This is a genomic window from Variovorax sp. GW821-FHT09D05 (genome assembly GCF_059416325.1).
In genome coordinates, this window is record NZ_JBWKOZ010000004.1 from 159,293 (window position 1) to 183,978 (window position 24,686).

Annotated in this window: 26 protein-coding genes; 10 read left to right on the forward strand and 16 right to left on the reverse strand. The window is 65.3% G+C overall.

All coding sequences use genetic code 11. The features are described from left to right. Positions 1-37 precede the first annotated feature (37 nt). Positions 38-673: an ABC transporter ATP-binding protein gene (locus AC07O3_RS12000; RefSeq protein WP_495339400.1), complete on the forward strand. Its 636-nt coding sequence runs from the start codon at positions 38-40 to the stop codon at positions 671-673. A 9-nt stretch (positions 674-682) separates the two neighbouring features. Here the strand turns inward: AC07O3_RS12000 and AC07O3_RS12005 are convergent, their stop codons facing one another. Then, positions 683-1,543: an oxidoreductase gene (locus AC07O3_RS12005; RefSeq protein ID WP_495339401.1), complete on the reverse strand. Its 861-nt coding sequence runs from the start codon at positions 1,541-1,543 to the stop codon at positions 683-685. 117 nt (positions 1,544-1,660) lie between these two features. Here AC07O3_RS12005 and AC07O3_RS12010 point away from each other — a divergent pair, with 117 nt between their 5' ends. The 3 genes from AC07O3_RS12010 (at position 1,661) to AC07O3_RS12020 (ending at position 5,316) form a co-directional block, all read left to right on the forward strand. Further along, on the forward strand, positions 1,661-2,560 hold the full coding sequence (locus tag AC07O3_RS12010; protein WP_495339402.1) for a LysR family transcriptional regulator: 900 nt from the start codon (positions 1,661-1,663) through the stop codon (positions 2,558-2,560). Positions 2,561-2,710: 150 nt separating this feature from the next. Continuing rightward, the gene (locus tag AC07O3_RS12015; protein ID WP_093049177.1) at positions 2,711-4,948 is read left to right on the forward strand and encodes an NADP-dependent isocitrate dehydrogenase; all 2,238 of its coding nucleotides are present in this window, start codon (positions 2,711-2,713) and stop codon (positions 4,946-4,948) included. Between the two features lie 23 nt (positions 4,949-4,971). Then, positions 4,972-5,316, forward strand: coding sequence for a DUF1161 domain-containing protein (locus tag AC07O3_RS12020; RefSeq protein WP_495339403.1), 345 nt, complete (start codon positions 4,972-4,974; stop codon positions 5,314-5,316). 12 nt (positions 5,317-5,328) lie between these two features. Here the strand turns inward: AC07O3_RS12020 and AC07O3_RS12025 are convergent, their stop codons facing one another. Together AC07O3_RS12025 and AC07O3_RS12030 are read right to left on the reverse strand one after the other, a co-directional pair. Continuing rightward, positions 5,329-6,201 (reverse strand): alpha/beta hydrolase, encoded by an 873-nt coding sequence (locus tag AC07O3_RS12025; protein WP_093049174.1) that lies wholly within the window; start codon positions 6,199-6,201, stop codon positions 5,329-5,331. Positions 6,202-6,257: 56 nt separating this feature from the next. After that, positions 6,258-6,818 (reverse strand): nucleoside 2-deoxyribosyltransferase, encoded by a 561-nt coding sequence (locus tag AC07O3_RS12030; protein ID WP_093172259.1) that lies wholly within the window; start codon positions 6,816-6,818, stop codon positions 6,258-6,260. 202 nt (positions 6,819-7,020) lie between these two features. On the opposite strand from AC07O3_RS12030, the gene AC07O3_RS12035 reads away from it, so the two are divergent. Together AC07O3_RS12035 and AC07O3_RS12040 are read left to right on the forward strand one after the other, a co-directional pair. After that, positions 7,021-7,380, forward strand: coding sequence for an Atu4866 domain-containing protein (locus AC07O3_RS12035; RefSeq protein ID WP_256328808.1), 360 nt, complete (start codon positions 7,021-7,023; stop codon positions 7,378-7,380). 162 nt (positions 7,381-7,542) lie between these two features. After that, complete coding sequence (locus AC07O3_RS12040) at positions 7,543-8,301, forward strand: SDR family oxidoreductase (RefSeq protein ID WP_495339404.1); 759 nt, start codon at positions 7,543-7,545, stop codon at positions 8,299-8,301. 1 nt (position 8,302) lies between these two features. Here AC07O3_RS12040 and cynS read toward each other — a convergent pair whose 3' ends face one another. The 7 genes from cynS to AC07O3_RS12075 form a co-directional block, all read right to left on the reverse strand. Next, positions 8,303-8,746, reverse strand: a complete 444-nt coding sequence (gene cynS / locus AC07O3_RS12045; RefSeq protein WP_093049166.1) for a cyanase — start codon at positions 8,744-8,746, stop codon at positions 8,303-8,305. A 40-nt stretch (positions 8,747-8,786) separates the two neighbouring features. Next, positions 8,787-9,629 carry an ABC transporter ATP-binding protein gene (locus AC07O3_RS12050; protein ID WP_495339405.1) on the reverse strand — a complete coding sequence of 281 codons (843 nt, stop codon included), beginning with the start codon at positions 9,627-9,629 and terminating at the stop codon, positions 8,787-8,789. Positions 9,630-9,660: 31 nt separating this feature from the next. Then, positions 9,661-10,530 carry a nitrate ABC transporter permease gene (ntrB, locus tag AC07O3_RS12055; RefSeq protein WP_495339406.1) on the reverse strand — a complete coding sequence of 290 codons (870 nt, stop codon included), beginning with the start codon at positions 10,528-10,530 and terminating at the stop codon, positions 9,661-9,663. 3 nt (positions 10,531-10,533) lie between these two features. Continuing rightward, positions 10,534-11,817 carry a CmpA/NrtA family ABC transporter substrate-binding protein gene (locus AC07O3_RS12060; RefSeq protein ID WP_371127537.1) on the reverse strand — a complete coding sequence of 428 codons (1,284 nt, stop codon included), beginning with the start codon at positions 11,815-11,817 and terminating at the stop codon, positions 10,534-10,536. Between the two features lie 208 nt (positions 11,818-12,025). Next, complete coding sequence (locus AC07O3_RS12065; RefSeq protein WP_495339407.1) at positions 12,026-12,694, reverse strand: response regulator transcription factor; 669 nt, start codon at positions 12,692-12,694, stop codon at positions 12,026-12,028. 309 nt (positions 12,695-13,003) lie between these two features. Beyond that, on the reverse strand, positions 13,004-14,182 hold the full coding sequence (locus AC07O3_RS12070; RefSeq protein ID WP_495339408.1) for a sensor histidine kinase: 1,179 nt from the start codon (positions 14,180-14,182) through the stop codon (positions 13,004-13,006). A gap of 44 nt (positions 14,183-14,226) precedes the next feature. Next, a complete protein-coding gene (locus AC07O3_RS12075) occupies positions 14,227-14,652 on the reverse strand; it encodes a nuclear transport factor 2 family protein (protein ID WP_097199855.1) in 426 nt (141 codons plus the stop codon). 86 nt (positions 14,653-14,738) lie between these two features. Here AC07O3_RS12075 and AC07O3_RS12080 point away from each other — a divergent pair, with 86 nt between their 5' ends. Then, entirely contained in the window at positions 14,739-15,350 is a 612-nt protein-coding gene (locus tag AC07O3_RS12080) for a TetR/AcrR family transcriptional regulator (RefSeq protein WP_495339409.1), read from the forward strand. Here AC07O3_RS12080 and AC07O3_RS12085 read toward each other — a convergent pair. Then, a complete protein-coding gene (locus AC07O3_RS12085; protein WP_495339410.1) occupies positions 15,328-16,989 on the reverse strand; it encodes an L-lactate permease in 1,662 nt (553 codons plus the stop codon). The genes AC07O3_RS12080 and AC07O3_RS12085 overlap by 23 nt on opposite strands. A 120-nt stretch (positions 16,990-17,109) precedes the next feature. Between AC07O3_RS12085 and AC07O3_RS12090 the strand changes: the two genes are divergently transcribed. The 3 genes from AC07O3_RS12090 (at position 17,110) to AC07O3_RS12100 (ending at position 20,742) form a co-directional block, all read left to right on the forward strand. Then, positions 17,110-17,994 carry a LysR substrate-binding domain-containing protein gene (locus AC07O3_RS12090; RefSeq protein ID WP_093075686.1) on the forward strand — a complete coding sequence of 295 codons (885 nt, stop codon included), beginning with the start codon at positions 17,110-17,112 and terminating at the stop codon, positions 17,992-17,994. A 123-nt stretch (positions 17,995-18,117) separates the two neighbouring features. Then, positions 18,118-19,275: an alpha-hydroxy acid oxidase gene (locus tag AC07O3_RS12095; RefSeq protein ID WP_093049139.1), complete on the forward strand. Its 1,158-nt coding sequence runs from the start codon at positions 18,118-18,120 to the stop codon at positions 19,273-19,275. Positions 19,276-19,407: 132 nt separating this feature from the next. Next, positions 19,408-20,742: an MFS family transporter gene (locus AC07O3_RS12100; RefSeq protein ID WP_495339411.1), complete on the forward strand. Its 1,335-nt coding sequence runs from the start codon at positions 19,408-19,410 to the stop codon at positions 20,740-20,742. 18 nt (positions 20,743-20,760) lie between these two features. Here the strand turns inward: AC07O3_RS12100 and AC07O3_RS12105 are convergent, their stop codons facing one another. The 5 genes from AC07O3_RS12105 to AC07O3_RS12125 all read right to left on the reverse strand — a co-directional run bounded on the left by AC07O3_RS12105 (position 20,761) and on the right by AC07O3_RS12125 (position 24,680). Beyond that, positions 20,761-21,201: a helix-turn-helix domain-containing protein gene (locus tag AC07O3_RS12105; protein WP_093075688.1), complete on the reverse strand. Its 441-nt coding sequence runs from the start codon at positions 21,199-21,201 to the stop codon at positions 20,761-20,763. A gap of 73 nt (positions 21,202-21,274) precedes the next feature. Beyond that, positions 21,275-21,604 (reverse strand): L-rhamnose mutarotase, encoded by a 330-nt coding sequence (locus AC07O3_RS12110; RefSeq protein WP_097199858.1) that lies wholly within the window; start codon positions 21,602-21,604, stop codon positions 21,275-21,277. Between the two features lie 29 nt (positions 21,605-21,633). Then, complete coding sequence (locus AC07O3_RS12115; protein WP_426391750.1) at positions 21,634-22,410, reverse strand: SDR family oxidoreductase; 777 nt, start codon at positions 22,408-22,410, stop codon at positions 21,634-21,636. Positions 22,411-22,428: 18 nt separating this feature from the next. Beyond that, positions 22,429-23,706 (reverse strand): L-fuconate dehydratase, encoded by a 1,278-nt coding sequence (locus tag AC07O3_RS12120; protein WP_495339412.1) that lies wholly within the window; start codon positions 23,704-23,706, stop codon positions 22,429-22,431. A 20-nt stretch (positions 23,707-23,726) separates the two neighbouring features. Next, positions 23,727-24,680 (reverse strand): ABC transporter substrate-binding protein, encoded by a 954-nt coding sequence (locus AC07O3_RS12125; protein ID WP_495339413.1) that lies wholly within the window; start codon positions 24,678-24,680, stop codon positions 23,727-23,729. Positions 24,681-24,686 lie beyond the last annotated feature (6 nt).

Consider the following 24,686-nt stretch of genomic DNA (forward strand, 5'->3'; position numbering starts at 1 on the left):
GTTGCGCGAGGGTCGCTTGCTAAAGTCGGCTCCGACCATGAATCTTTCTTCTTCTCCCCTCCTCCGGATCGATGCGCTGCGCTTCGCGTACCCCGACCAGCCTGCGCTGGTGTCGAACTGGAGCGCATCCATCGGCCCGGGCGTCACGCTGCTCTATGGCGACACCGGCACCGGCAAATCGGCACTGCTCCAGGTGATTGCAGGCACGCTGCCCGCCACCGGGCGGCTGACGGTGGCGGGGGTGAGCCTCGATGCCGCGCCCGAGGCCTATCGCCGCCAGGTGTTCTTCGTCGATCCGGTGACCGACCGCTTCGACCAGCTCACCGCACGCGAATGCACGGCCTCGCTCGTCGAGGGCGACGCGGGCTTCAGCGACGCGAAGTGGCAGGCCATTGCCGACGGCTTTGCGCTCGCCCCGCATCTGGACAAGAAGATGTTCATGCTCTCGACCGGCTCGAAGCGCAAGGTGTGGATGGCGGCCGGGCTTGCATCGGGCCGCCCGCTCATCCTGCTCGACGAACCGACGGCCGGGCTCGATGCACCGTCGACCCGCTGCCTGTGGGCCACTCTTACCGGCTTTTCGGCGCAGTCAGAGCAGGCGGTCATCGTGGCCAGCGCGGCGCGCATCGACACGGTGCCGCTCGCGGCCACCATCGAGCTGCCGCTCGGCTGAAGCGTCTCTTCAGGCCGCGTCGAAGTTCGTGCTGCGGCTCACGGCCTCCCAGGCCTCCATGTCCTTGAGCAGCGCCTGCGCATGCGCACGCACCGCATCGACCGAATCGTCGCCCAGTTGCAAGCGCAGCGGCGTGTGTTCGGCGTCCAGCGCCTTCTCGATGGCCACCGCCGCCTTGCGCGGATCGCCGGCCTGCGTGTTGTGCATGGTGTGCGCGAACTCGCGCGTAGCGCCCACCACCGGCTGGTAGGCCTCGATCACCGGCATGTGGCGCATGCCGCTGCCCGCGAGCTGCGTGCGGAACTGGCCCGGCTCGACGATCAGCACCTTGATGCCGAAGGGTGCCACTTCCTGCGCCAGCGCTTCCGAGGCGCCTTCCAGCGCGAACTTGGAGGCCGAGTACGCGCTGAAGCCCGAGAACGACAACTGCCCGCCCAGGCTGGAGATGTTGACGATAGCGCCCGCCTGCTGCGCGCGCAGCACCGGCAGCGCGGCGCGGGTGACGGCCATGGCGCCGAAGAAGTTGGTGTTCATCAGGGCGCGCAGCTCGGCGTCGGGGGTTTCTTCTAGCGCGCCGACCACGCCGTAGCCGGCGTTGTTGATGAGCACGTCGATACGGCCGAAGCGCGCGACCGCGGCTTGAACGGCGGCTTCGGCTGCGCCGGCCACATCCACGTCGAGCGGCGTGGCCAGCACGCGGTCGGGCGCCAGCGCCACGAGATCGGCGAGGCGGCCGGCGTCGCGGGCGGTGGCGACCACGTTGTGGCCCTGCGCCAGCGCGTGTTCGGCAAAGGCGTGGCCGAAGCCGGAAGCAGCGCCGGTGATGAACCAGGTCTTGCGGGTTTCGGGAGTGTTGGCGGTGGTGGACATGAGGGTGGCTCCTTCGGTGTTTGCGGGTTGTTGGAGAGGCATGGCGTGACTGTTCCAGCAATCGCATTCATCGACTAGACGGTTCAAATCGAATTCACCTTGCGATACGATGCATGAATGGACCGCACCCTGCTCCCACACCTCGCGATCGTGCTGGCGGTGCACCGGCGCGGCGGCTTCGCGGCTGCCGCGGCCGAACTGGGCATGAGCGCCTCGGCCGTGAGCCACGCGGTGCGCGCCGTCGAAGACCACCTGGGCCAGCCGCTGTTCGCACGCACCACCCGCAGCGTGCGGCTCACCGAGGCCGGCGCCAGCTTCATCGGCATGCTCGGCCCCGCCATGGGCGAGATTGCCGATGCGGTCGACCGCTTCGGTGAAGCATTGGGGCGCGTGAGCGGCGTGCTGCGCATCAACGCGCCGCACGTGGCGCTGCCACTGGCCATGACGCCGCTGGTGGCCGAAATGTCGCGCCGCCACCCCGAACTCACGGTCGAAATTACCTGCGACGACGGCCTGGCCGACATCGTCGCCGGCGGCCATGACGCGGGCGTGCGGCTGGGGCACACCGTGGCGCAAGACATGGTCGCCGTGCGGCTCACGCCGCCCTTCCAGGCCATCATGGTGGCCACGCCGCGCTACCTGGCCACGGCCGGCGAGCCGCGCAACATCGACGCACTGCAGCAGCACAACTGCATCGGCTTTCGGTTCGTCACATCAGGCGGCGTGTACGCCTGGGAGCTGCGCGACAAGGGCGCCCACGTGTCGGTCGAAGTGCCGGGCACGGTGCGCGTCACCGACGCGCTGTATGCCCGCGATCTGGCACTGGCCGACGTGGGCATTGCCTACATCTTCGAGCCGCTGGTGCGCGCCGAACTGCGCGACGGCCGCCTGCGGCAGCTGCTGCCGCGCACGGCTTTCGACGAGCCGGGGCTGTTTTTGTACTTTCCGCGCCGCGCGGCGCAGGCACCCAAGCTGCGCGCTTTTGTCGACCTGGCGCGGGAAATGCTGAAGCCTTAAAGCGCCCGCCGAAGGGGGTCATCGGGCCCCATCCGGCCGAACCTGGCCCCAGCCGGGCGACAATCGGGGATTCCGGCGAAAACACCCCTATCCCCGTTCCGCCGGAAGTTCCAGCCAACCCGACAACCCAGGATCTACGGAAGCAAGCGCATGAGCTCGAAGCAACCCACCATCGTCTACACCCTCACCGACGAGGCGCCCCTGCTGGCGACCTACGCGTTTCTGCCCATCATCCGCGCCTTCACCAACCCGGCCGGCATCAACGTGGCCACCAGCGACATCTCCGTGGCGGCCCGCATCCTGGGCGAATTTCCCGAGCTGCTGAGCGACGACCAGAAGGTGCCCGACAACCTGGCCGAACTGGGCAAGCTCACGCTCAAGCCCGAGGCCAACATCATCAAGCTGCCCAACATCAGCGCCTCGGTGTCCCAGCTCAAGTCGGCCATCAAGGAACTGCAGGGCAAGGGCTACAAGATCCCCGACTACCCGGAGAACCCGACCTCGGACGAGGACAAGGACATCCGCGCGCGCTACAACAAGTGCACCGGCAGCGCGGTGAACCCGGTGCTGCGCGAAGGCAACTCCGACCGCCGCGCGCCCAAGGCGGTCAAGGAATACGCACGCAAGAACCCGCACAGCATGGCCGACTGGAGCCAGGCCTCGCGCTCGCACGTCTCGCACATGCACGGCGGCGACTTCTACCATGGCGAAAAGTCCATGACGCTGGACCGCGCGCGCAACGTCAAGATGGAACTGATCACCAAGAGCGGCAAGACCATCGTGCTCAAGCCCAAGGTCGCGCTGCTGGACCGCGAGGTCATCGACTCCATGTTCATGAGCAAGAAGGCACTGCTGGCCTTCTATGAAAAGGAGATCGAGGACGCGCACAAGACCGGCGTCATGTTCTCGCTGCACGTCAAGGCCACCATGATGAAGGTCTCGCACCCCATCGTGTTCGGCCACTGCGTGAAGATCTTCTACAAGGAAGCCTTCGAGAAGCACGGCAAGCTGTTCGACGAGCTGGGCATCAACGTCAACAACGGCATGATCGATCTCTACAACAAGATCGCCACGCTGCCGCAGAGCACGCAGGACGAGATCAAGCGCGACCTGCACGCCTGCCACGAGGGCCGCCCCGAGCTGGCGATGGTCGACTCGGCCAAGGGCATCACCAACTTCCATTCGCCCAACGACGTGATCGTGGACGCCTCGATGCCCGCGATGATCCGCAACGGCGGCAAGATGTGGGGCGCCGACGGCCGCCTGAAGGACGTGAAGGCCGTGATGCCCGAATCGACCTTCGCCCGCATCTACCAGGAGATCATCAACTTCTGCAAGTGGCACGGCGCCTTCGACCCCAAGACCATGGGCACGGTGCCCAACGTGGGCCTCATGGCCCAGAAGGCCGAGGAGTACGGCTCGCACGACAAGACCTTCGAGATCCCGGAGGACGGCGTCGCCAACATCACCGACCTGGACAGCGGCGAAGTGCTGATGAGCGAGAACGTGGAGCAAGGCGACATCTGGCGCATGTGCCAGGTCAAGGACGCCGCGATCCGCGACTGGGTCAAGCTGGCCGTTACCCGTGCGCGCAACTCGGGCATGCCGGTGGTGTTCTGGCTGGACGCCTACCGCCCGCACGAGGCGCAGCTGATCACCAAGGTCAAGATGTACCTGCACGAGCACAACACCTCGGGCCTGGACATCCAGATCATGAGCCAGGTGCGCGCCATGCGCTACACGCTGGAGCGCGTCGTGCGCGGCCTGGACACCATCAGCGCCACCGGCAACATCCTGCGCGACTACCTGACCGACCTGTTCCCCATCATGGAACTGGGTACCTCGGCCAAGATGCTGTCGATCGTGCCGCTGATGGCCGGCGGCGGCCTGTACGAGACCGGCGCGGGCGGCTCGGCCCCCAAGCACGTGCAGCAGCTGGTGGAAGAAAACCACCTGCGCTGGGACTCGCTGGGCGAATTCCTCGCGCTGGCCGTCAGCCTGGAAGACCTGGGCCTGAAGACCGGCAACAAGAAAGCCGCCATCCTGGCCAAGACGCTCGACACCGCCACCGGCAAGCTGCTCGACAACAACAAGAACCCGTCGCCCAAGACCGGTCAGCTCGACAACCGCGGCAGCCAGTTCTACCTGGCCATGTACTGGGCGCAGGAACTCGCCGCGCAAACGGACGACAAGGAACTGCAGGCCCAGTTCGTGAAGCTGGCCGGCACGCTCGCCAGCAACGAGCAGAAGATCGTCGACGAACTCTCGGCCGTGCAGGGCAAGCCGGTGGACATCGGCGGCTACTACCTGGCGGACCCCGCCAAGTTCGAAGCCGTGATGCGCCCGAGCGCCACGCTCAACGCGGCGCTGGCGTCGGCCCAGGGCTGATGCATATCGAGCGGGTGGCAGCCATGAAGCCTTGGCTCGCAATGCTTCCCGCCGCGCTGGCCCTGGCTGGCGCGGCAGGCACTGCGCACGGGGCCGAAGACTGCGAAGCCCTGCGCACCCGCGTCGAATCGAAGATTGCCGCGGCCGGCGTGGCGCGCTTCACCGTCACCGTCGTCGATGCCAACGCATCGGCGAACGGCCAGGTGGTGGGCAGCTGCGAGCTCGGCAGCAAGAAGGTCGTGTACCTGAAGGACGCCGGGTCCGGGCCGGGCTCGGCCTCGGCGGTCCCGCCCACATCGTCGGGCGAACCGATCCTCACCGAATGCAAGGACGGCACCGTGTCCGTCGGCGGCGACTGCAGGAAGTAGACGGGGCAGCGCTCAGCGCTTCCCCACCACCCGCGCAATCCACGCCAGCAACACTGCCTCGACTTCCTCACGGTTGACCTCGTTCAGCGTCTCGTGTCGCGCGCCACCGAACACGTGGCACGACACATCGCGCAGCCCCGCCTCGCGGTAGCGCTGCACCAGTGGATAGAACCACTCGGCCTTGTTGCTGACCGGGTCCTCATCACCGATGAACAGATAGAGCGGCAGCTCGGGCCGGATGTGCTTGCGCATCGCGGCAGGCGTCAGGTCGGCGAGATTCGCGAACATCGAACCCAGCCCCTCGGCCGATACCGTGAAGCCGCACAGCGGATCGGCAATGTAGGCATCGACCTGCGCCGGATCGCGGCTGAGCCAGTCGAAGGGCGTGCGAACGTCTGGTAATGCGGCGTTCATGTCTTCCAGCTTGAAGCCAGACTGCAATGCGGCACCCAGCAAGTCGAGCGCCGAAGTGCCCGAGAGCACCGCGCCCGCCAGCAGCGCGCTGTGTTTGACGAGGTAGTACTGCGTGGCGAACGAGCCCATGCTGTGGCCCACAAGAATCAGCGGCAGGCCGGGATGCACGCCACGCACGTGGTGGCTCAGCAGCGCCATGTCGTCCACCAGCCCGGCGAACGCGCGCGGTCCGAACTCGCCCAGTTCACCGCGCTCCGAAGCGCCCTTGCCATGGCCGCGGTGCTCGTTCGCATAGACCACGTAGCCGGCCTGCACCAGCGCATCCGCTAGATGCCGGTAGCGCAGCGAATGCTCGCCCATGCCGTGCGCCAGCTGGATGACGGCCCGCTGAGTCGCGCCCTGCCAGCGATGGACCTCCACCGTGACGCCGTCGTTGGCGGTCAGTTCGAAGTGGGTCTCGGTGGTGGGCATGCGGTGCTCCGATTTGAAGGGAGCACCATCCTATGTGCTGATGAACGGAGCTTCGATCAGGGGTTTCCAGCCTCTGTCGCGTGGCGGACAGCCAATAGCGCTGCCATCTTCTTCAACGCAGCTTCCGGCGTGGGCTCGATGTGGATCGAGCAGGCCAGCATCAGGTTCAGCGGCTGACCGAAGTCTTCGACCGCGATGCCGGTGCCGCTTTCGCGCAGCACGTCATTCGCGTCGACCTCGCACTGCAATGCCGCCCGCGCGCGGTCTGCATAGCTGCCTTCGGGCACGCCGTAGGCCACCACCGGAATCCCCAGCGCAATCGCCGCGCCAACTTCGAACACCGTGCCGGAATCGGGCTCCATGCCCCTGAAGCACTGGAGGTTGGCAACGACGCCGTCTGCGCTGCGAAGGCGCTGCATGTTGGCTTTGTAGATCTGCATTTCCGGGGCGTCGGGGGTTTGCTCCTCGTTGCCGTCGGCGGGTAGCAGTGCCGCGAGGCCGGCCGCATCGCACGCGGCAGTCAGCCGGATGAAGTGATCTCTCGCGTCGGGACGGAAGACGTCCGGGCCCGCCAGGTAGATGCGCGGGCGGGCCGGGATCTCGGGAGATTTGTCCATCGACAGAGCATCATCGATTTCCGAGCTCGGCTCAATCTCGGCAACATGGTGTGAAGCGACTTACCGATGGATGCATCAGGCGTACGGCACCAATCCCCGGCCTTCGGGGAATCAGGCAAGAAACTCGCATAAAGCGACTACCGCCCCGCTCGCGCCTTTTTCAAGAATGGACGCTCCCTCCATTCACGACCCAAGGCGCACCATGAACACCGCACATCGCACCGGCGCAATCACCGCGCTCTCGCTGTCCCTCGCCATGGCCTCCGGGCCTTCGCAGGCCCAGGCGCAACGCCCCAGGCTGCTCGAAGACCCGAACCGCTACGTGGGCATGTGGGTGACACAAGACGGTCATATCCGCCACGAACTGCTTCCAAACGGCCGCTACGACGAAGCCCGCGGCACGCGCCAGAGCGCCTACCAGGGCCGCTACACGCTCACCGGCAATCACATCGACTACGTCGACGACACCGGCTTCACGGCCGACGGCGAGTTCCGCGAAGGCGTGCTGTACCACGCCGGCATGGTGCTCTACCGCGAAAGCAAAAGCACTACGCGGCGCTGAGCGGCAACCGGATCGGCCTCGCGTTTTGCAGGATCAGGCAAAAACCACGTTCGATTCGGATACCACCTCAAGCACCTCGGAAGCGAAACTTCTTTCCATGCCCGGCTCACGCTCTTTTCTGTGTGAGCCCCACGGCAACCAGACCAGCACGAGGAGTTCTCCATGACCGCAATCCAGGAAAAAGTCGTTCTCATCACCGGCGCGAGCAGCGGCATCGGCGAAGCGACCGCGCGGCTGCTTGCGCGGCGCGGCGCCAAGGTGGTGCTCGGTGCGCGCCGCACCGACAGGCTCGCGGCACTCGTGGCCGAAATCGAGGCCACGGGCGGCACGGCGAGCTTCCAGCGGCTCGACGTGACGCACCGGCCCGACGTGGAAGCCTTTGCCGAATTCGCCCTCGAGACGCATGAGCAGATCGACGTGCTCGTCAACGCCGCGGGCGTGATGCCGATGTCGCCGCTGTGGAACCGCAAGATCGAGGAATGGGAACTCATGATCGACGTGAACCTGCGCGGCGTGCTGCTCGGCATCGCGGCCGTGCTGCCGACGATGCAGGAGCAGGGCTGGGGCCACATCGTGAACGTGGCGCCGGTGGCGATGCAGGGCGTGTCGCCCAACTCGGCCGTGTACCACGGCACGCAGTACGCGGTGAACGCGATCTCCGAGGGACTGCGGCAGGAGCATGCCGGCCGCCTGCACGTGACGGTGGTGAGCCCCGACGTGAACGGCCCGAGCGACCCGCTGGCCGAGCGCATCGCGGCCAGCTACGCCCGCGAACGCATGCGCACGAACCGGCGACTTGCAGTGCCGGTGGATGCAGTGGCCCGGTCGATTGCCGGGGCCATCGAAGGCTATGGCATCACGGCCGGAACGATGCGGCCGCCCAGCAGGCAGAAGCCGCATCCCTCCGTGTACGTCCAGTAATTCAATAGGTCTTGTACGGCAGGAACTTGCCCGACAGCACCACGTTGACGCGGTCGCCCTTCGGGTCGGCCTGGCGCTGGATGTCCATGCTGAAGTCGATGGCGCTCATGATGCCGTCGCCGAACTCTTCATGGATCAGCTCCTTGATGGTGGTGCCGTACACGCTCACCACTTCGTACCAGCGGTAGATGAGCGGATCGGTCGGCACAGGCGTGGGCAGCGAGCCCTTGTAGGGCACCACCTGCAGCCACTTCTGTTCCTCGACCGTGAGGCCGAAGATCTTGCCGATGACCTTGGCCTGCTTGTCGTCGAGCGTCATCTGGCCGAGGCAGGCGGCGGTGGTCCACTCCTTCGAGAGACCGACCTTCCTGGCCACGTCGGCCCACTGGATGCCCTTGCTCACCTTGACGGTGATGATTTTCTCGGTGACGTCGTTGCGGTTCATGCGGGTTTGCTCCTGATTGGATTGAAGAAAAGCGGAAGGCTCACGACGCCTTCGCGCGCGTGACGAGGAAGTCGACGATGTGGTTGCGCAGCGCGTAGTAGCCGTCCAAGTGGTGCAGCGAGGCCCTGGTGCGTTCGCGCGGCAGCGGGTTGACCACCGTCTCGACGATGTTCCCCGCACGGTAGCCGCCCTGCGGCAGGTCGGCGCCATTGGTCATCAGCAGGATGCGGTCGGCCAGCAGGATGGCCTCGTCCACGTCGTGCGTGATCATGAAGACGGTCTGCTGCGTCTGCCGCACGATGGCCATCAATTCATCTTGAATGGTGCCGCGCGTGAGCGCATCGAGTGCGCCGAAGGGCTCATCGAGCAGCAGCATCTTGGGCTGGATGGCAAAGGCACGCGCAATGCCCACGCGCTGCTTCATGCCGCCCGAAAGCTGCGACGGCTTCTTGTCGATGGCCGCCTGCAGGCCGACCATGGCAACGAAGCGCTCCACCTGTGCATCGACCTGCGCGGCCGACCACTCTGGCCAGCGCGAAACCACGGCGAACGCGATGTTCTTGCGCACGGTGAGCCACGGCATGAGCGCATGGCTCTGGAACACCACGCCGCGCTCCAGGCTGGGGCCCGCCACCTCGCGCCCGTCCATGAAGACGTGACCTGCGCTGGCCTGGTCGAGGCCTGCCAGCACGTTGAGGATGGTGGTCTTGCCGCAGCCCGAGTGGCCGATGATGCAGACGAATTCGCCACGGTCGAGCGTGAACGACACGTCCGCGAACACAGGCCGTGTTGGCACAAAGGCCTTGGCGAGCCCTTCGATGCGCAGGAAGCCGCGGGCGCCTGGCGCCTCCACGGCGGCGGTGGGTGCAACGGGTTGAGTCATGACTTCGCCTTGGGTCGCAAGATCGGTACGCTCACTCCACATACGTCACCTTCCGCTGCAGGCCCGCGAAGGCCTGGTCGAGCAGCATGCCCACGACACCGATCAGCAAGATCGCGAAGATCACGTTGGTGAGCGACAGGTTGTTCCACTCGTTCCACACGAAGTAGCCGATGCCCGTGCCGCCCACCAGCATCTCGGCCGCCACGATGACAAGCCACGCAATGCTCATGCTGATGCGCATGCCCGTGAGGATGGTCGGCGCCGCCGCCGGCAGGATCACGCGGAACGCGCGGCGCAGCGGCTTCACCTCGAGCGTGCTGGCCACGTTGAGCCATTCGCGCTTGACCGAGGCCACGCCGAAGGCCGTGTTCAGCAGCATCGGCCACACCGAGCAGATGAAGATCACGAAGATGCCACTGACCGACGAGTCCTTGATGGTGTAGAGCGCCAGCGGCATCCACGCCAGCGGCGAGATCGGCTTGAGCACCTGTATGAACGGATCGAATGCCTTGTGCAGCAGCGGCGACATGCCGATGACGAAGCCCAGCGGCACTGCAACCAGGCACGCCAACGCAAAGCCCAACCCCACGCGTGCCAGCGAATAGGCCAACTGGATGGCAATGCCCTTGTCGTTGGGCCCGTTGTCGTAGAACGGATTCGACAGGTGCTTCCACGCGGTGGCGCCCATCTCGGCCGGCGTGGGAAAGCCCGAACTCTTCACCTGGCCCTGCGTCGGGTCCTTGCCAAGCATCTTCTGGTATTCGATCTGCTCGGCTGTCATGCCTGCTACAGCGGAGGCACCGGTGGTCGGTGCGGTCGCCAGCTGCCACACGCCGACCAGCAGCAGGAACATCAGCAGCGACACCAGCGCCGCCCTGAACGAGAGGGCCTTCTTCGGCATGGCTCAGGCCATCTTCGCAATGGCGAAGCTCTTGACGTAGTCGTCGGGCTTCGCCGGATCGAACACCTTGCCCATGATCGTGAACTTGGGGTAGGCGCCATCGGGCACGGCCTGGCCCAGGTCCTTCATGCGCTTCTTCGCGTCGGTGAGCAGGAAGACTTTTTCGGCGATCTGCTTGTAGTTGATGTCGCCTTTCACGTAGCCCCAGCGCTTCATCTGCGTGAGCATCCACACGGCCATCGATTGCCAGGGAATAGGGTCGAAGTCGGCCCGGTCGGGCACGGTGCGGATGTTGCCCAGCCCGTCGGCAAACTTGCCGGTGAGCACCTGCATGAGCACGGTCTCGGGCTGGTTCAGGTACTGCGCGGGCGCGATCACCTTCGCGATGAGCTCGCGGTTCTTCGGATCGCGCGCCATGGCCGATGCGGTGAGCACCGAGCGCACCAGCGCGGCGAAGGTGTTGGGGTTCTTCTCGATGAACTCGGTCGAGGAGCCGAAGGCGCAGCACGGGTGGCCGTTCCACAGCTCTTTGGTGAGCAGGTGGATGAAGCCGATTTCCTCGAACACGGCGCGCTGGTTGAATGGGTCGGGGCCGAGGTAGCCGTCGATGTTGCCGGCGCGCAGGTTGGCCACCATCTCGGGCGGCGGCACCACGCGGATCTGGATGTCGGTGTCGGGGTTCAGGCCCGCTTCCGCCACGTAGTAGCGCAGCAGGAAGTTGTGCATGCTGTACTCGAAGGGCACGGCGAACTTCAGGCCCTTCCAGGTCCTGGGGTCGCGCTTGTCCTTGTGCTTGTTGGCCAGGGTGATGGCCTGGCCGTTGGTGTTCTGGATGGTCGCGACGTTCATGGGCACCGCGTTGGAGCCCGCGCCCATCGAAATGGCCAGCGGCATGGGCGACAGGAAGTGCGTGGCGTCGTACTCCTTGTTGAGCATCTTGTCGCGGATGAGCGCCCAGCCCGCCGTCTTCACCACTTCCACGTCGAGGCCCTGCTTCTGATAGAAGCCCAGCGGGTGCGCCATGATGAGCGGCGTGGCGCAGGTGATTGGAATGAAACCGATCTTGAGCCTGGTCTTCTCGAGCGGCGCCTTCTCCTGCGCCATGGCCTGCAGCGCGCCGAGCGGAAACACCGAGGCGATGGCGGCGCGCGCGGTGTTGGCGCCAACGGCGCGCAGGAAGCCGCGCCGCACGCTGTCGACGGGGAACAGCGCCTTCATGAGGCTGGCTTCGAGCTTGTCTTCTGGCAGCACACCCGCGCCGTGCACGCGCCCGCAGGCGCAGCGCATCTTCAGTGGCCGGTCGGCATCGTAGGGATCGCAGGCGGTCTGTTCGCGCGGGCTGGACATGGTGGTGCACCTCGTTGGAAAGATGCAGCAGCCGTTGCAAGCGCCGGGCCGGAAATGCCTCGTTGCGGCCGTCCAGCACGTTGCGGCTTCAGATCGTGCCGCCGATGTCGAGGCCTTGTAGGGCTGGCACTACAAGCCGGCTGTGTTTTCAGCCGGCCGAGTCCTGCTTGCCGTGGCGTTCGGCATACAGGGCCAGTTCCACGTCGTTCTTGGTGCCGGTCTTTTCGAGGATGCGCGCGCGGTAGGTGCTCACGGTGTTGGGCGCCAGGCCCAGCTGCGCACCGATTTCGCTCACGCTGTGCCCGGCGCTGAGCAGGCGGTACACCTGATGCTCGCGGTGCGAGAGCATCTCGGCGCCCTGCCCGGCGCCACGGCCGACGGCGGTGGCCAGCGCCTCGGCCGTGGCCGCCGACACGTACAACCCACCGGCCGCCACCTTGCGCACCGCACCGACCATGTCGTCGGCGTCGGCGCTCTTGTTGAGATAGCCCGAGGCGCCGAGCTTGATGCAGCGTACGGCGTACTGCTTCTCGGGGTACGTGCTGAGCATCAGCACCGGGAGCGTGGGCCACTGCTTGCGCAAGGCTTGCAGCACGTCGAGGCCGTCGCGGCCCGGCAATGCGATGTCGAGCAGGACCACGTCGAGGCCTTCCTGGCCTCCGAGCGCCTGTACCGCTTCCAGCACTTCGGGGCCTGTCTGCGCCTCGGCACGGACGGTCATGGCGGGCAGGCCGTTGGAGAGGTCGCCGAGCATCTGCTTGAGGCCCTCTCGCACGATGCGGTGGTCGTCGGCTATCAGTACGCGGATGTCGGTCATCTCATTGGTCCGTGCTTGTTCTTCTTGTTCGGGGTGCGTGCGAATGACAACGGGTACTCCCCTCCGCGAATGTCCCCCGGCCTGCGGCCTCCTCCTTTATTTCGCTGCGGGGAGCACCCGATGCCATTCGCACATGGACGCTGCTGTTGTGCCGGCCGATCAACCGTTGCGCTGAACGATCACGTCGATGGGGTGCCTTGCGCAGCGAAATAAAGGAGGAGGCCGAAGGCCGGGGGACATTCGCGGAGCAAGGTACCCCGTCGGCGTGATCGCGCCCCAAATCGACGCAGCAAATCGAAAGACAGGGCTTCATGGCAGCGGCAGGTGCAAACAGAAGGTGCTTCCCTCCCCCACGTGGCTTTCGATATCTATGCGCCCGCCGAAGTGGCGCGCACGCTCTCGCATGCCGAGCACGCCATAGGAAGTCGTGGCCTCAAAAGCCTGCGCCGGTGCACCGACACCGTCGTCGCGCACGCTGATGCTCAGTTGCTCTTGTTCGACACCGATGCGAATGTCGAGGCTGTGCGCCCGCGCATGCCGGCCGACGTTGCTCAGCATCTCCTGGAAGATACGGAACACTGCAATAGCCGCAGGCTCGGGCAGCTCCACGCCGGGCGGCACGTCGAAGCGCCAGTCCAGTTCGAGCTCCGCCGCCTGCACGAACTCGTGCGCCTGCCATTCGAGCGCGGCCCACAGGCCCTGATGGTCGAGGATGCTGGGACGCAGGTCGGTGATGATGCGCCCCACGTTGTCTACCGCGCGTTCGATGAGCTGGCTCATGTTCGTGCACTTGCAGCGCATCTGGTCGCGCATGGCTTGTGCCGCGTCGGGCGTGCGCTCCTGCTGTTCGCCCAGGCGCTTGCCGATCCAGTTGACGTCCATCTTCAGCGCCACCAGCAGGCTTCCGAGCTCGTCGTGCACCTCGCGCGCGATGCGGGTTCGCTCGTCCTCGCGCACCTTGTCGAGCCAGGCAGAGAGTTCACGCAGCTGCACCAGCGCATCGCTGAGTTCGCGGGTACGCTCCTGCACGCGCAGGCCGAGTTCGTCCTTGGCCTGCTGCAATGCTTCGGCCTGGCGGCGACGCTCGGTGATGTCGACGAAGGTGATGACGGCGCCGCGCACCTGCGCGCCATCCATGATGGGGTGGCTCGAATATTCGACCGCGAAGGCGGTGCCGTCGCGGCGCCAGAACACCTCGGTGTCGATGCGGCACGGCAGGCCGCGTCTGAAGGCGTTGAAGATGGGGCAGTCGGTGTCGGCGTAGTGCGAACCGTCGGGGTGCGAGTGGTGCGTGAGCTCGTGCATGTTCGAACCGAGCACGTCGCGCACCTCGTGGCCGAGCATCTGCGCGCCGGCCCGGTTGATGAACATGCAGTGACCGTCCAGGTCGATGCCGAAGATGCCCTCGCCCGTCGACTCAAGCAGCAGGCCTAGCTGGTGCTGCCAGAGCGGGTGGCTGGCAGTCGGGTTCAGTACGGGCGTCTCCATGCACCAAAAGCAAGCAACAGCCGTGCCCGAAGCATCCGACAAGGTCAGGTGCGCGCCCAGTGGAACTTTCGATCCGCCTCCTTGATGGGCTGGTCGTTGATGCTCGCAAAGCGCCTTTGCATCAGGCCGTTCTCCGCGAACTCCCAGTTCTCGTTGCCGTGACTGCGATACCACTGGCCCGCGTCGTCGTGCCATTCGTACTCGAAGCGCACCGCGATGCGGTTGTCCATGAAGGCCCACAGCTGCTTCTTCAGCCGGTAGTCGAGCTCGCGCACCCACTTGCGCGACAAGAACTCGACCACCTGCTCGCGGCCATTGACGAACTCGGCGCGGTTGCGCCATTCGGTGTCGGGCGTGTAGGCCAGGCTCACGCGCACGGGGTCGCGCGAGTTCCAGGCGTCTTCGGCAGCCTGGACTTTCCTGGTGGCCGACTCAAGGGTGAAGGGCGGCAGCGGCGGGCGGGATTCCATGAGGGTCTTTCGTTGAAGTGGTGAAGGGGAATGCGCCGCAATGTGCCACATGTAGACAGACCTGTCTACATGCCTACAATCGCGGCATGGACATCTCCGTCATCTCTGCGCTGCCTGCGCGCGAGCGCATCCTTCTCACCGCGCACGACCTCTTCTATGCCGATGGCATCCGTGCCACCGGCATCGACCGCGTCATTGCCGCGTCGGGCGTCACCAAGGTCACCTTCTACCGGCACTTTCCTTCGAAAGACGATCTGGTGCGTGCCTTTCTCGACCACCGGCACGGACGATGGATGGCATGGTTCATCGATGCGCTGGGCCGGCGCGGCGCGCAGCAGCGCATCGGCGATGCACAGGCGCTGGAGATGCTGGCCGACGTGATGGCCGAATGGTTTGCCGACCCGGTGTTCCGCGGCTGCGCGTTCATCAACTCGGTGGTGGAAGTGGGCACGAGCGTGGCCGGTGCCAGCGAAATCGCGCGCGAGCACAAGCGCGAGATGGTCGAGGTGATTGCCGGGCTGTTGCCCGATGGACCGCAACGCACGGCCATCGCACAAGCAGCCGCGCTGGGCATCGACGGCGCCATCGTCAAGGCGCAGATGGGCGACGCCGCACTCGCGCGCGAAGCGGTCGATGACCTGCGCCGCTTGCTTCAGGCGCTGACAGCCGCGCTCGTCACTTCACGACCATCAGCGTGAACGGCCACACATAGGCCTGCAAGGTCACGTAGAAGCCCACGAGGCAGGCCAGCGCGATGGAGTGGAAGAAGACGTAGCGAAGGATCTCGCCTTCGTGGTTGAACCAGCGCGTGGCGGTGGAGGCCACCACGATCGACTGTGCATCGATCATCTTGCCCATCACGCCGCCCGAGCTGTTGGCCGCGCCCATCAGGTTCGGGCTCAGGCCCAGCTGGTCGGCAGCCACCTTCTGCATGCCGCCGAAGAGCACGTTCGACGCCGTGTCGGAGCCCGTGAGCGCCACGCCCAGCCAGCCCATCAGCGTGCCGAAGAACGGGTAGAACATGCCGGTGTTGGCAAAGGCCAGCCCCAGCGTGGTGTCCAGCCCCGAGTAGCGCGTGAGCGTGCCCAGCGCGAGCATCAGCATGATGGTGAGCAGCGAGAACTTCACCAGCCACAGCGTGCGGCCATAGGCGGCCACGAGTTGGACGGGGTTGTACTTCATCACCAGCCCGCCCACGATGGCCGACACCAGGATGCCGGTGCCCGTGGCCGAGAGCAGCAGCAGCTGGTACACAGCGCCCTCCTTCGTCGGCTTGGGCACCACGGGCGCCACCTTCTCGATCATGTTGTGCAGCCCGTCGATGGGGAAGTTGGGCGCGAAAATGCCGTTGAGCCAGGTCTTCACCACCGGCAGGCCCCAGATGAACACGAACACCGTGAGGATGAGCCACGGCGTCCAGGCGCGGATCACGGCGGCGCTCGAATGCTTCGCGGGCGCAACAGCCGGGCCGGCCTCGCCGCCGTCGGTTTCGTGCCCCTTGAGCGACACCGAGGTCCAGATCTTCTTAGGCTTCCACACGCGCAGGAACAGCACCAGGCAAACCATCGACACGATGGCCGCGATGATGTCCACCAGCTCGGGACCGATGTAGTTCGACACCAGGAACTGCGGAATCGCAAAGGACACGCCCGTCACCAGGATGGCCGGCCACACCTCAGCCATTCCCTTGCGCCCCGCGAAGGCCCAGATGAGCCAGAACGGCACCAGCAGCGAGAAGAACGGCAGCTGCCGCCCGATCATCGCGGTGACTGCCATCAGGTCGTAGCCGTGCACCTTGGCCAGCGTGATGACTGGCGTGCCCAGCGCGCCGAAGGCCACCGGCGCCGTGTTGGCAATGAGCGAGAGCCCCGAGGCCGCGAGCGGCGAGAAGCCCAGCCCGATGAGAATGGCCGCCGTGACCGCCACCGGCGTGCCGAAGCCGGCCGCACCTTCGAAGAAGGCGCCGAAGGCAAAGGCGATGAGCAGCAGCTGCAGGCGCCTGTCTTCCGTGATGCCGGCAATGGAATCCTGCAGTATCTGGAAGCTGCCGTTCTGCTGCGTGAGCTGCTGCAGGAAGATGATGTTCAGCACGATCCAGCCAATGGGCAGCAGGCCGGTGATGCCGCCCAGAAAGGCCGCCTTGCCCGCCATGTCGGCCGGCATGCCGAAAGCGAACACCGCGATGACCACCGCACTCAGCAGGCCGAGCCCCGCCGCGTAGTGCGCCTTGACGTGAAGCAACCCGAGGCACACCAGCATCACCACCACCGGTATCGCGGCCAGTGCCGTCGATACGATCATGTTGCCGAACGGGTTGTAAACCTGTTGCCAGACCATGCGCTTGTCTCCTCTTTGTTGGAATCTTTTTGAGTCGGCAACACGAGGCGGGAATGGTCCTGCCACGAGCGGCCGAAAGCGTTCGCTACCATCCTAACCCGCTCCCCTCGCCAGCAAAAGATGGTTTCTCCGCGTCTCCCCTCGACCCAGGGCCTGCAGGCCTTCGAGGCCGTTGCACGCCTGCGCAGCGTGAACCTCGCCGCCGAAGAGCTCAGCGTGACGCCCAGCGCGGTGAGCCACCGCATCCGCCAGCTCGAACTGCTGCTGGGGCTGAAGTTCTTCGTGGGTAGCGATTTCAGCCTCAGCGCCGACGGCATGGCCTACCTGGCGCGCGTGCGCGAGGCCATTGCGGCGCTGCAGCAGGTACCGGGCCGCGAGCCCGAGTCGCAGGTGCGGCGGCTGCGCGTGGCGGTCACGCCGACCTTCTCGCGGCAGATGCTGCTGCCGCGGCTCGCGCGGTTTCGCGACGCATACCCGAACATCGAGCTGATGCTGCAGGTGACCATGCCGGTGCGCAACGTCACGGTCGAAGAGGCCGACATCGAGTTGCGCTTCGGCACCGGGCCCTTTCACGATCGCGAGTTTGTCCAACTGCTGGCCGACGAGGTCTCGCCGGTGTGCAGCCCCGCCTACCTGAAGCGCCACGGCCCCTTCGACGGCTTTGCCACCGATGCCGAGGTGTCTCGCGCGCAGTTGCTGCGCACGCCGCTGGAGTCGTGGCGCACCTGGTTCAAGGCCTGCGGCGTGGGCCTGCCCGAGCCGGCCACGGGCCACCAGTTCAACGACCTCGGGCTGGCGCTCGACGCGGCGGCCGAAGACTTCGGCGTGGTGCTGATGCACCTGCGGCTGGGCAGCGCCTGGCTCGACAACGGGCGGCTGGTGCGGCTGTCGCAGCGCAGCGTGCCTTCGCCCAACGCCTACTTCCTGTGCTGGCGGCCCGGCGCCATGGAGCGCTGGGAGTGCGCGACCTTCGTCGAGTGGCTGCGCGAGGCCCTGCGCAAGTGAAGCGACCGATCTGAATTTTTTTCAGTTGCGAGCCCGGCTTTTTTCAGATGGCGCACCGGAACGCCTGCCGATAATGGCCGGTTCGCCTTCGTCAATCCACAAGAACCAGCCAGGAGACAGCCCGTGTCCGACCTTTCCAAGATCACCAGCATCGAAGACCTGCGGGTGATCGCCAAGCGGCGTGTGCCGAAGATGTTCTACGACTACGCCGACTCCGGCGCCTGGACCGAGGGCACCTACCGCGCCAACGAGAGCGACTTCCAGAAGATCAAGCTGCGCCAGCGCGTGGCCGTGAACATGGAAGGCCGCTCCACCCGTACCACCATGGTCGGCCAGGAGGCCGCAATGCCCGTGGCCATTGCGCCCACCGGCCTCACCGGCATGCAGCATGCCGACGGCGAGATCCTCGGCGCGCGCGCAGCCAAGGCCTTCGGCATTCCGTTCACGCTGTCGACCATGAGCATCTGCTCGCTCGAAGACATTGCCGAAGGCACCGACCGCCATCCCTTCTGGTTCCAGCTCTACGTGATGAAGGACCGCGACTTCATCGAACGCCTGATCGAGCGCGCAAAGGCCGCCAACGTCACGGCCCTGCAGCTCACGCTCGACCTGCAGATCCTCGGGCAGCGCCACAAGGACATCAAGAACGGCCTCACAGCGCCGCCCAAGCCCACCATCAAGAACCTGATCAACCTGGCCACCAAGCCGCGCTGGTGCATGGGCATGCTGGGCACCAAGCGCCGCACCTTCGGCAACATCGCGGGCCACGCCAAGGGCGTGAAAGACCTGTCGTCGCTGTCGTCGTGGACCGCCGAGCAGTTCGACCCCGCGCTGAGCTGGGCCGATGTCGAATGGATCAAGAAGCTCTGGGGCGGCAAGCTCATCCTCAAGGGCATCATGGACGTGGAAGACGCGCGCCTTGCAGCCTCGAGCGGCGCCGATGCGCTCATCGTGTCGAACCACGGCGGCCGGCAGCTCGACGGCGCGCCATCGTCCATTGCTGCGCTGCCCGCCATCGTCGACGCGGTGGGTACCGAGATCGAGGTGTGGATGGACGGCGGCATCCGCAGCGGGCAAGACGTGCTCAAGGCCCGCGCGCTGGGCGCTCGCGGCACCATGATCGGCCGCAGCTTCCTGTATGGCCTGGGCGCCTACGGGCAAGAGGGCGTAACGCGCGCGCTGCAGCTCATCCACAAGGAGCTCGACATCACGATGGCTTTCTGCGGCCGCACGAACATCGACGAAGTCGATTCGAGCATCCTGCTGCCGGGTACGTTCTAGGCTTGCCTGAAGGCCTCCCGAAGGCCACTTCGGGGGTAGGCCGATGCGGCGTTGACCGACACGCCGCAGCCTCTTGCCGGCGCAGAATGTTTTGGCAACAACAACATTGCCCGCACGGCACAAGAAGGCACCATGAGCGCAGTCACGCCTGTTCCGGGAGGCCCAGCGGCCTCTGCTTCGCCACTCCCGCACTACACGGCCGAAGAAAAGCGCCACCGCGTCTTCGCGATCATGGCGGCCTCTTCCGGCAACCTGGTCGAGTGGTTCGACTTCTATGTGTATGCGTTCTCGGCGCTGTACTTCGCACCGGCCTTCTTTCCCAAATCGGACCCCACCGCCCAGTTGCTGAACACCGCTGGCGTATTCGCGGCCGGCTTCCTGATGCGGCCTATCGGCGGCTGGCTCTTCGGCCGCGTGGCCGACCGGCTGGGGCGCAAGACGTCGATGCTGATCTCGGTGACGATGATGTGCGCCGGCTCGCTCGTCATCGCGTGCCTGCCGACTTACGCGCAGATCGGCGCGTGGGCGCCCTTCCTGCTGCTGATCTGCCGCCTGTTCCAGGGGCTGTCGGTCGGCGGCGAATACGGCACCACCGCCACCTACATGAGCGAGGTGGCACTGCGCGGCCAGCGCGGCTTCTTCTCGTCATTCCAGTACGTCACGCTGATCGGCGGGCAACTGCTCGCGGTGCTGGTGATCGTGGTGCTCGAACAACTGCTGACCGAGGCCGAACTCAAGGCCTGGGGCTGGCGTGTTCCGTTCGTCATCGGCGCCATCGCAGCGGTTGTCGCGCTGCTGCTGCGCCGCACGCTGCATGAAACGCAGACCGACGAAGCCAAGAAGAACAAGGAGGCCGGCAGCATGGCCGGCCTGTTCAAGCATCACACGCCCGCCTTCCTCACGGTGCTGGGCTACACGGCCGGCGGCTCTCTGATCTTCTACACCTTCACCACGTACATGCAGAAGTACCTGGTGAACACCGTGCACCTGCCCATCAAGACCGCAAGTTATGTGATGACCGGGGCGCTGTTCGCCTACATGTGCATGCAGCCGGTGTTCGGCGCGCTGTCGGACCGCATCGGGCGGCGCAACAACATGCTGCTGTTCGGCGGGCTCGGCGCGCTGACGACCGTGCCCATCCTTACTGCGCTGCAGCACACGACGAGCCCGGTGATGGCTTTCGTGCTGATCATCGTGGCGCTGGCCATCGTGAGCTTCTACACCTCGATCAGCGGGATCGTGAAGGCGGAGATGTTCCCGCCTGAAGTACGGGCGCTGGGCGTAGGGCTGGCCTATGCCGTGGCCAACGCGATCTTCGGCGGCTCGGCGGAATACGTGGCGCTGGGACTCAAGTCACTGGGACACGAGTCGGCATTCTTCTGGTATGTGAGCGCGATGATGGTGATCGCGTTCCTGGTGAGCCTGCGCCTGCCGAGGCAAGCGAGCTACCTTCATCACGATCACTGAACCAACACTGGCGGCTGGCTACTCGGCTTCCAGACGCTGCGCCACTTCGTGCTTGCTCAGCCCGCGCACCGAAGCAAGGTTCTCGAGTTGCGCTGCCCTGGGCCGGGCCTTGCCCTGTTCCCAGTGGTAGATCGTCTGGCCCGACACGCCCACCAGCTTTCCATAAGACGCGGCGGAAATACCCAGCTTCGTGCGATGCGCAGCCAGGCGCCCGGCACTGAAGCGGCGCTTGGTTCCGCCTTCATCCGACTCGTCGGGTTCGCTCGCGCGTGCGCTGCGGGCCGTGCCTTTGGCAACGTTGCGCAGTTCCTTCTCCAGTGAACTCACCTGGCGGCGCAATGCCGCTATGGCCGCGCGGTGATGAACCGATGCCTTCTTGAGGGTTTCCATTTCTGCGCGGACTTCCTTGCGGGCGACACGCGAGATTTCAGATTTAAGGATGGATGCAATGTTTGGCATGCCGGCATTGTGCCCAGCAAATGTAAACACGGGACAAGAATGTCAAATCTTGGATCAAATTTGAATCTTTTGATTACAAAGCGAAGATCCGCGTCATTGCGACCCACTTCTCCCCTTCGGGTGTCCATGGCGTGGGCGCCTGGAACTTCCACATCAGTTCTTCCCACTCCCTGATCTTTGGATTGCTCCGCGTGGCAAGCGCCATGGCATCGGCGTCGTAGCGCGCATCGTCCGTCTCCATCAGCATCACCATCCGCGTACCGAGCCGGTAGATTTCCATGGCCGTTATGCCGTGCGCATTCAGGTGCTCGCGCACCTCGGGCCAGATGCTGCGGTGATAAGCCTCGTACTCGGCGATCAATGCGGGGTCGTCTTTCAAATCGAGAGCCAGGAAATGGCGCATGGCTTGTTCCGATCAAAGCAGGGAATCAATCAGGTCAGTGCCCGATCCAGATGCGTATAGCCGCCGTCCACGAAAACCCATTGCCCGGTGGTGTGAGCGGCACGCTCCGACAACAGGAACACGACGTTGTCCGCAACCTCCTGCGGTGTCGTCATGCGGCGGCCAAGCGGGATCTTGTCGGTGATCTCCGCGAGCTTGCGATCAGGCTCGTCGAACGCGGAAATCCAGCGCTGGTACAGCGGCGTCATCACCTCGGCCGGGATCACCGCGTTCACGCGAACGCCGTCCTCCAGCAATGAAGCAGCCCACTCACGCGTCAGCGACAGTTGCCCGCCCTTGGCTGCGGTGTAGCCGCTGGTGTTGCCCTGCCCCGTTATTGCCGTCTTCGACGAGATGTTCACGATCGCGCCGCGGCTCGCCTTCAGATGCGGCAGGCAGTAATGCGCCATCACGTAGCAGTGAACGAGATTGCGTTCGAGTGAACGTACGAAGGCCTCGCGTCCCGCCTCCAGCCCCACGCTGTCGTTCACACCCGCGTTGTTGACCAGGCCATCGATGCGACCGAACTCGGCGGCGGTATCGGCAATGGCCTTCGCGCAGGCAGCCTCTTCCATCAGCTCGAACTGGAAGAACCTCGCGCGCGGCTGCAATGCAAGCAATGCTTCTTCAAAAGGCGCTTCGAGCGGATTCTTCCCGCAGATCACCGGCACCGCGCCCTCCTGAGCCAGCGTCATCGAAATGGCCGCGCCGATTCCGCTGCCGCCACCAGTAACGATCACCACCTTGTCCTTCAGATTCAGGTCCATGCTGTGCAGTGCCTTTCCTTATCCACGAAAGCGGTATTTCTCCAGCGACTCCGGCTTCATCGTGATCGAGAAGCCCGCGCCCTTCGGCGGCATGTAGGCCGCATTGCGAATCTCGCAGGGCTCGACGAAGTGCTCGTGCAGATGGTCCACATACTCGACCACACGGCCTTCGCGCGTGCCCGAGATGCAGAGGTAGTCGATCATCGACAGGTGCTGCACGTACTCGCACAGCCCCACTCCCCCTGCATGCGGGCACACGGGCAGTTTGTACTTCGCGGCCATCAGCATCACCGCAAGAATCTCGTTCACGCCGCCTAGCCTGCACGCGTCGATCTGCACCACGTCGATGCCGCCGCGCATGATGAACTGCTTGAACATGATGCGGTTCTGGCACATCTCGCCCGTGGCCACTTTCACCGGTGCGATGCCCTCGCGAATCTTGCGGTGGCCCTCCACGTCGTCGGGGCTGGTGGGTTCCTCGATGAACCAGGGCTTGGCAAACGCCAGCTGGCGCACCCAGTCGATGGCCTGGCCGACTTCCCACACCTGGTTGGCGTCGATCATCAGGTGCCGGTCGGGCCCGAGCACCTCGCGCGCCACGCGCAGGCGGCGGATGTCGTCCTGCAGGTCGCGCCCCACCTTCAGCTTGATGTGGTTGAAGCCCGCATCCACAGCCTCTTGCGCGAGGCGCCGCAGCTTCTCGTCGGAGTAGCCCAGCCAGCCGGCCGATGTCGTGTAGCAGGGGTAGCCCTCGGCCTGCAGTGTGGCGATGCGTTCGGCCTTGCCAACGGCCGCCGCGCGCAGCAGGGCCAGCGCCTCGTCCGGCGCGATGCAGTCGGTGATGTAGCGGAAGTCGATGCATCGCACCAGCTCCTCGGGGCTCATGTCGGCCACCAGCTGCCACACAGGCTTGCCTTCGGACTTGGCCCACAGGTCCCACATCGCGTTGACCACCGCGCCGGTCGCAAGATGAATCGCGCCTTTGTCGGGGCCGATCCAGCGCAGCTGGCTGTCCGATGTCACGTGCCGCCAGAAGCGGCCCATGTCCTCGGCCACCCATGCCAGGTCGAGCCCCACGACCAGATGCCGCATCGCCTCGATGGCCGCGCAGCAGATCTCGTTGCCGCGGCCGATGGTGAAGGTGAGGCCGTGGCCTTCGAGCCCCGGCTGATCGGTTTCGATCACGACGTACGCCGCCGAATAGTCGGGGTCGGGGTTCATCGCATCGGAGCCGTCCAGATGCTGCGAGGTGGGAAAGCGTACGTCGAGCACGCGCATGGATCGGACGATGGTCATGGGACTTTACAGGCGAGCGATCAGTCGTACAGCACCGAAGCGATCTTCGGATCGGCGATGTTGGTCTTGTCGTACCAGAAGAACCCGGTGTCGACCACCTTCGGCAGCTTCTCACCCTTGATGGCCTTCACGGCCATCTCGACGGTCCTGTAGCCCATGCCCACGGGGTTCTGCGTGATGGCGCCGGCCATGCTGCCGTCCATGATGGCGTTCTTCTGCTGCTTGCCCGAGTCGTAGCCGATGATCACGACCTTGCCGTTGCGCTTCATCTCCTTCACGCCGTTGACCACGCCGATGGCAGAGCCTTCATTGGCGCCGAAGATGCCCTTGAGGTTTGGCGAGGCTTGCAATATCGACTTGGTGATCTCGGTCGACTTCAGCTGGTCGCCGCCGCCGTACTGCACGCTCACGATCTTGATGTTCGGGTAGGTCGACTTGATGCGGTTCACGAAGCCGTCGCGCCGGTCGACGCCCGTGCGGCTGGTCTGGTCGTGCACCACCAGCGCGACTTCGCCGCTCTTGCCGATCAGCTCGGCCATCTTGTCGGCTGCGAGCGCGGCGGCAGCCTTGTTGTCGGTGGTCGTGGTGGTCACGGGAATGTCGCTGTCCACGCCCGAGTCGAATGCCACCACCGGAATCTTCGCGGCCTGCGCCTTCTTCAGCAGCGGAATGGCCGCCTGGCTGTCGAGCGCGGCAAAGCCGATGGCCTGCGGCTTCTTGGCGAGCGCGGCAGAAAGCATGTCGATCTGCTTGTCGACCATGGCCTCGGTCTCGGGGCCTTCGAAGGTGACCTTGACCTTGTAGTCTTTCGCGGCCTGCTCGGCGCCCGACTTCACGGCCTGCCAGAACTGGTGCTGGAAGCCCTTGGACACGAGCGGGATGTAGACCTCTTGCGTCTGCGCCTGCGCGATGCCGGCAAGGCCGATGAGCGCCGCGCCCAGCGTGCACGCAACGGCTGTTCTTCTCTGGATCATGCGAAG

What these genes read in the sequence shown, in the direction of transcription:
- AC07O3_RS12000 (WP_495339400.1), top strand. Translation starts at nt 38, where the DNA reads ATGAATCTTTCTTCTTCTCCCCTCCTCCGGATCGATGCGCTGCGCTTC.
- AC07O3_RS12005 (WP_495339401.1), bottom strand. Translation starts at nt 1,543, where the DNA reads ATGTCCACCACCGCCAACACTCCCGAAACCCGCAAGACCTGGTTCATC.
- AC07O3_RS12010 (WP_495339402.1), top strand. Translation starts at nt 1,661, where the DNA reads ATGGACCGCACCCTGCTCCCACACCTCGCGATCGTGCTGGCGGTGCAC.
- AC07O3_RS12015 (WP_093049177.1), top strand. Translation starts at nt 2,711, where the DNA reads ATGAGCTCGAAGCAACCCACCATCGTCTACACCCTCACCGACGAGGCG.
- AC07O3_RS12020 (WP_495339403.1), top strand. Translation starts at nt 4,972, where the DNA reads ATGAAGCCTTGGCTCGCAATGCTTCCCGCCGCGCTGGCCCTGGCTGGC.
- AC07O3_RS12025 (WP_093049174.1), bottom strand. Translation starts at nt 6,201, where the DNA reads ATGCCCACCACCGAGACCCACTTCGAACTGACCGCCAACGACGGCGTC.
- AC07O3_RS12030 (WP_093172259.1), bottom strand. Translation starts at nt 6,818, where the DNA reads ATGGACAAATCTCCCGAGATCCCGGCCCGCCCGCGCATCTACCTGGCG.
- AC07O3_RS12035 (WP_256328808.1), top strand. Translation starts at nt 7,021, where the DNA reads ATGAACACCGCACATCGCACCGGCGCAATCACCGCGCTCTCGCTGTCC.
- AC07O3_RS12040 (WP_495339404.1), top strand. Translation starts at nt 7,543, where the DNA reads ATGACCGCAATCCAGGAAAAAGTCGTTCTCATCACCGGCGCGAGCAGC.
- cynS (WP_093049166.1), bottom strand. Translation starts at nt 8,746, where the DNA reads ATGAACCGCAACGACGTCACCGAGAAAATCATCACCGTCAAGGTGAGC.
- AC07O3_RS12050 (WP_495339405.1), bottom strand. Translation starts at nt 9,629, where the DNA reads ATGACTCAACCCGTTGCACCCACCGCCGCCGTGGAGGCGCCAGGCGCC.
- ntrB (WP_495339406.1), bottom strand. Translation starts at nt 10,530, where the DNA reads ATGCCGAAGAAGGCCCTCTCGTTCAGGGCGGCGCTGGTGTCGCTGCTG.
- AC07O3_RS12060 (WP_371127537.1), bottom strand. Translation starts at nt 11,817, where the DNA reads ATGCGCTGCGCCTGCGGGCGCGTGCACGGCGCGGGTGTGCTGCCAGAA.
- AC07O3_RS12065 (WP_495339407.1), bottom strand. Translation starts at nt 12,694, where the DNA reads ATGACCGACATCCGCGTACTGATAGCCGACGACCACCGCATCGTGCGA.
- AC07O3_RS12070 (WP_495339408.1), bottom strand. Translation starts at nt 14,182, where the DNA reads ATGGAGACGCCCGTACTGAACCCGACTGCCAGCCACCCGCTCTGGCAG.
- AC07O3_RS12075 (WP_097199855.1), bottom strand. Translation starts at nt 14,652, where the DNA reads ATGGAATCCCGCCCGCCGCTGCCGCCCTTCACCCTTGAGTCGGCCACC.
- AC07O3_RS12080 (WP_495339409.1), top strand. Translation starts at nt 14,739, where the DNA reads ATGGACATCTCCGTCATCTCTGCGCTGCCTGCGCGCGAGCGCATCCTT.
- AC07O3_RS12085 (WP_495339410.1), bottom strand. Translation starts at nt 16,989, where the DNA reads ATGGTCTGGCAACAGGTTTACAACCCGTTCGGCAACATGATCGTATCG.
- AC07O3_RS12090 (WP_093075686.1), top strand. Translation starts at nt 17,110, where the DNA reads ATGGTTTCTCCGCGTCTCCCCTCGACCCAGGGCCTGCAGGCCTTCGAG.
- AC07O3_RS12100 (WP_495339411.1), top strand. Translation starts at nt 19,408, where the DNA reads ATGAGCGCAGTCACGCCTGTTCCGGGAGGCCCAGCGGCCTCTGCTTCG.
- AC07O3_RS12105 (WP_093075688.1), bottom strand. Translation starts at nt 21,201, where the DNA reads ATGCCAAACATTGCATCCATCCTTAAATCTGAAATCTCGCGTGTCGCC.
- AC07O3_RS12110 (WP_097199858.1), bottom strand. Translation starts at nt 21,604, where the DNA reads ATGCGCCATTTCCTGGCTCTCGATTTGAAAGACGACCCCGCATTGATC.
- AC07O3_RS12115 (WP_426391750.1), bottom strand. Translation starts at nt 22,410, where the DNA reads ATGGACCTGAATCTGAAGGACAAGGTGGTGATCGTTACTGGTGGCGGC.
- AC07O3_RS12120 (WP_495339412.1), bottom strand. Translation starts at nt 23,706, where the DNA reads ATGACCATCGTCCGATCCATGCGCGTGCTCGACGTACGCTTTCCCACC.
- AC07O3_RS12125 (WP_495339413.1), bottom strand. Translation starts at nt 24,680, where the DNA reads ATGATCCAGAGAAGAACAGCCGTTGCGTGCACGCTGGGCGCGGCGCTC.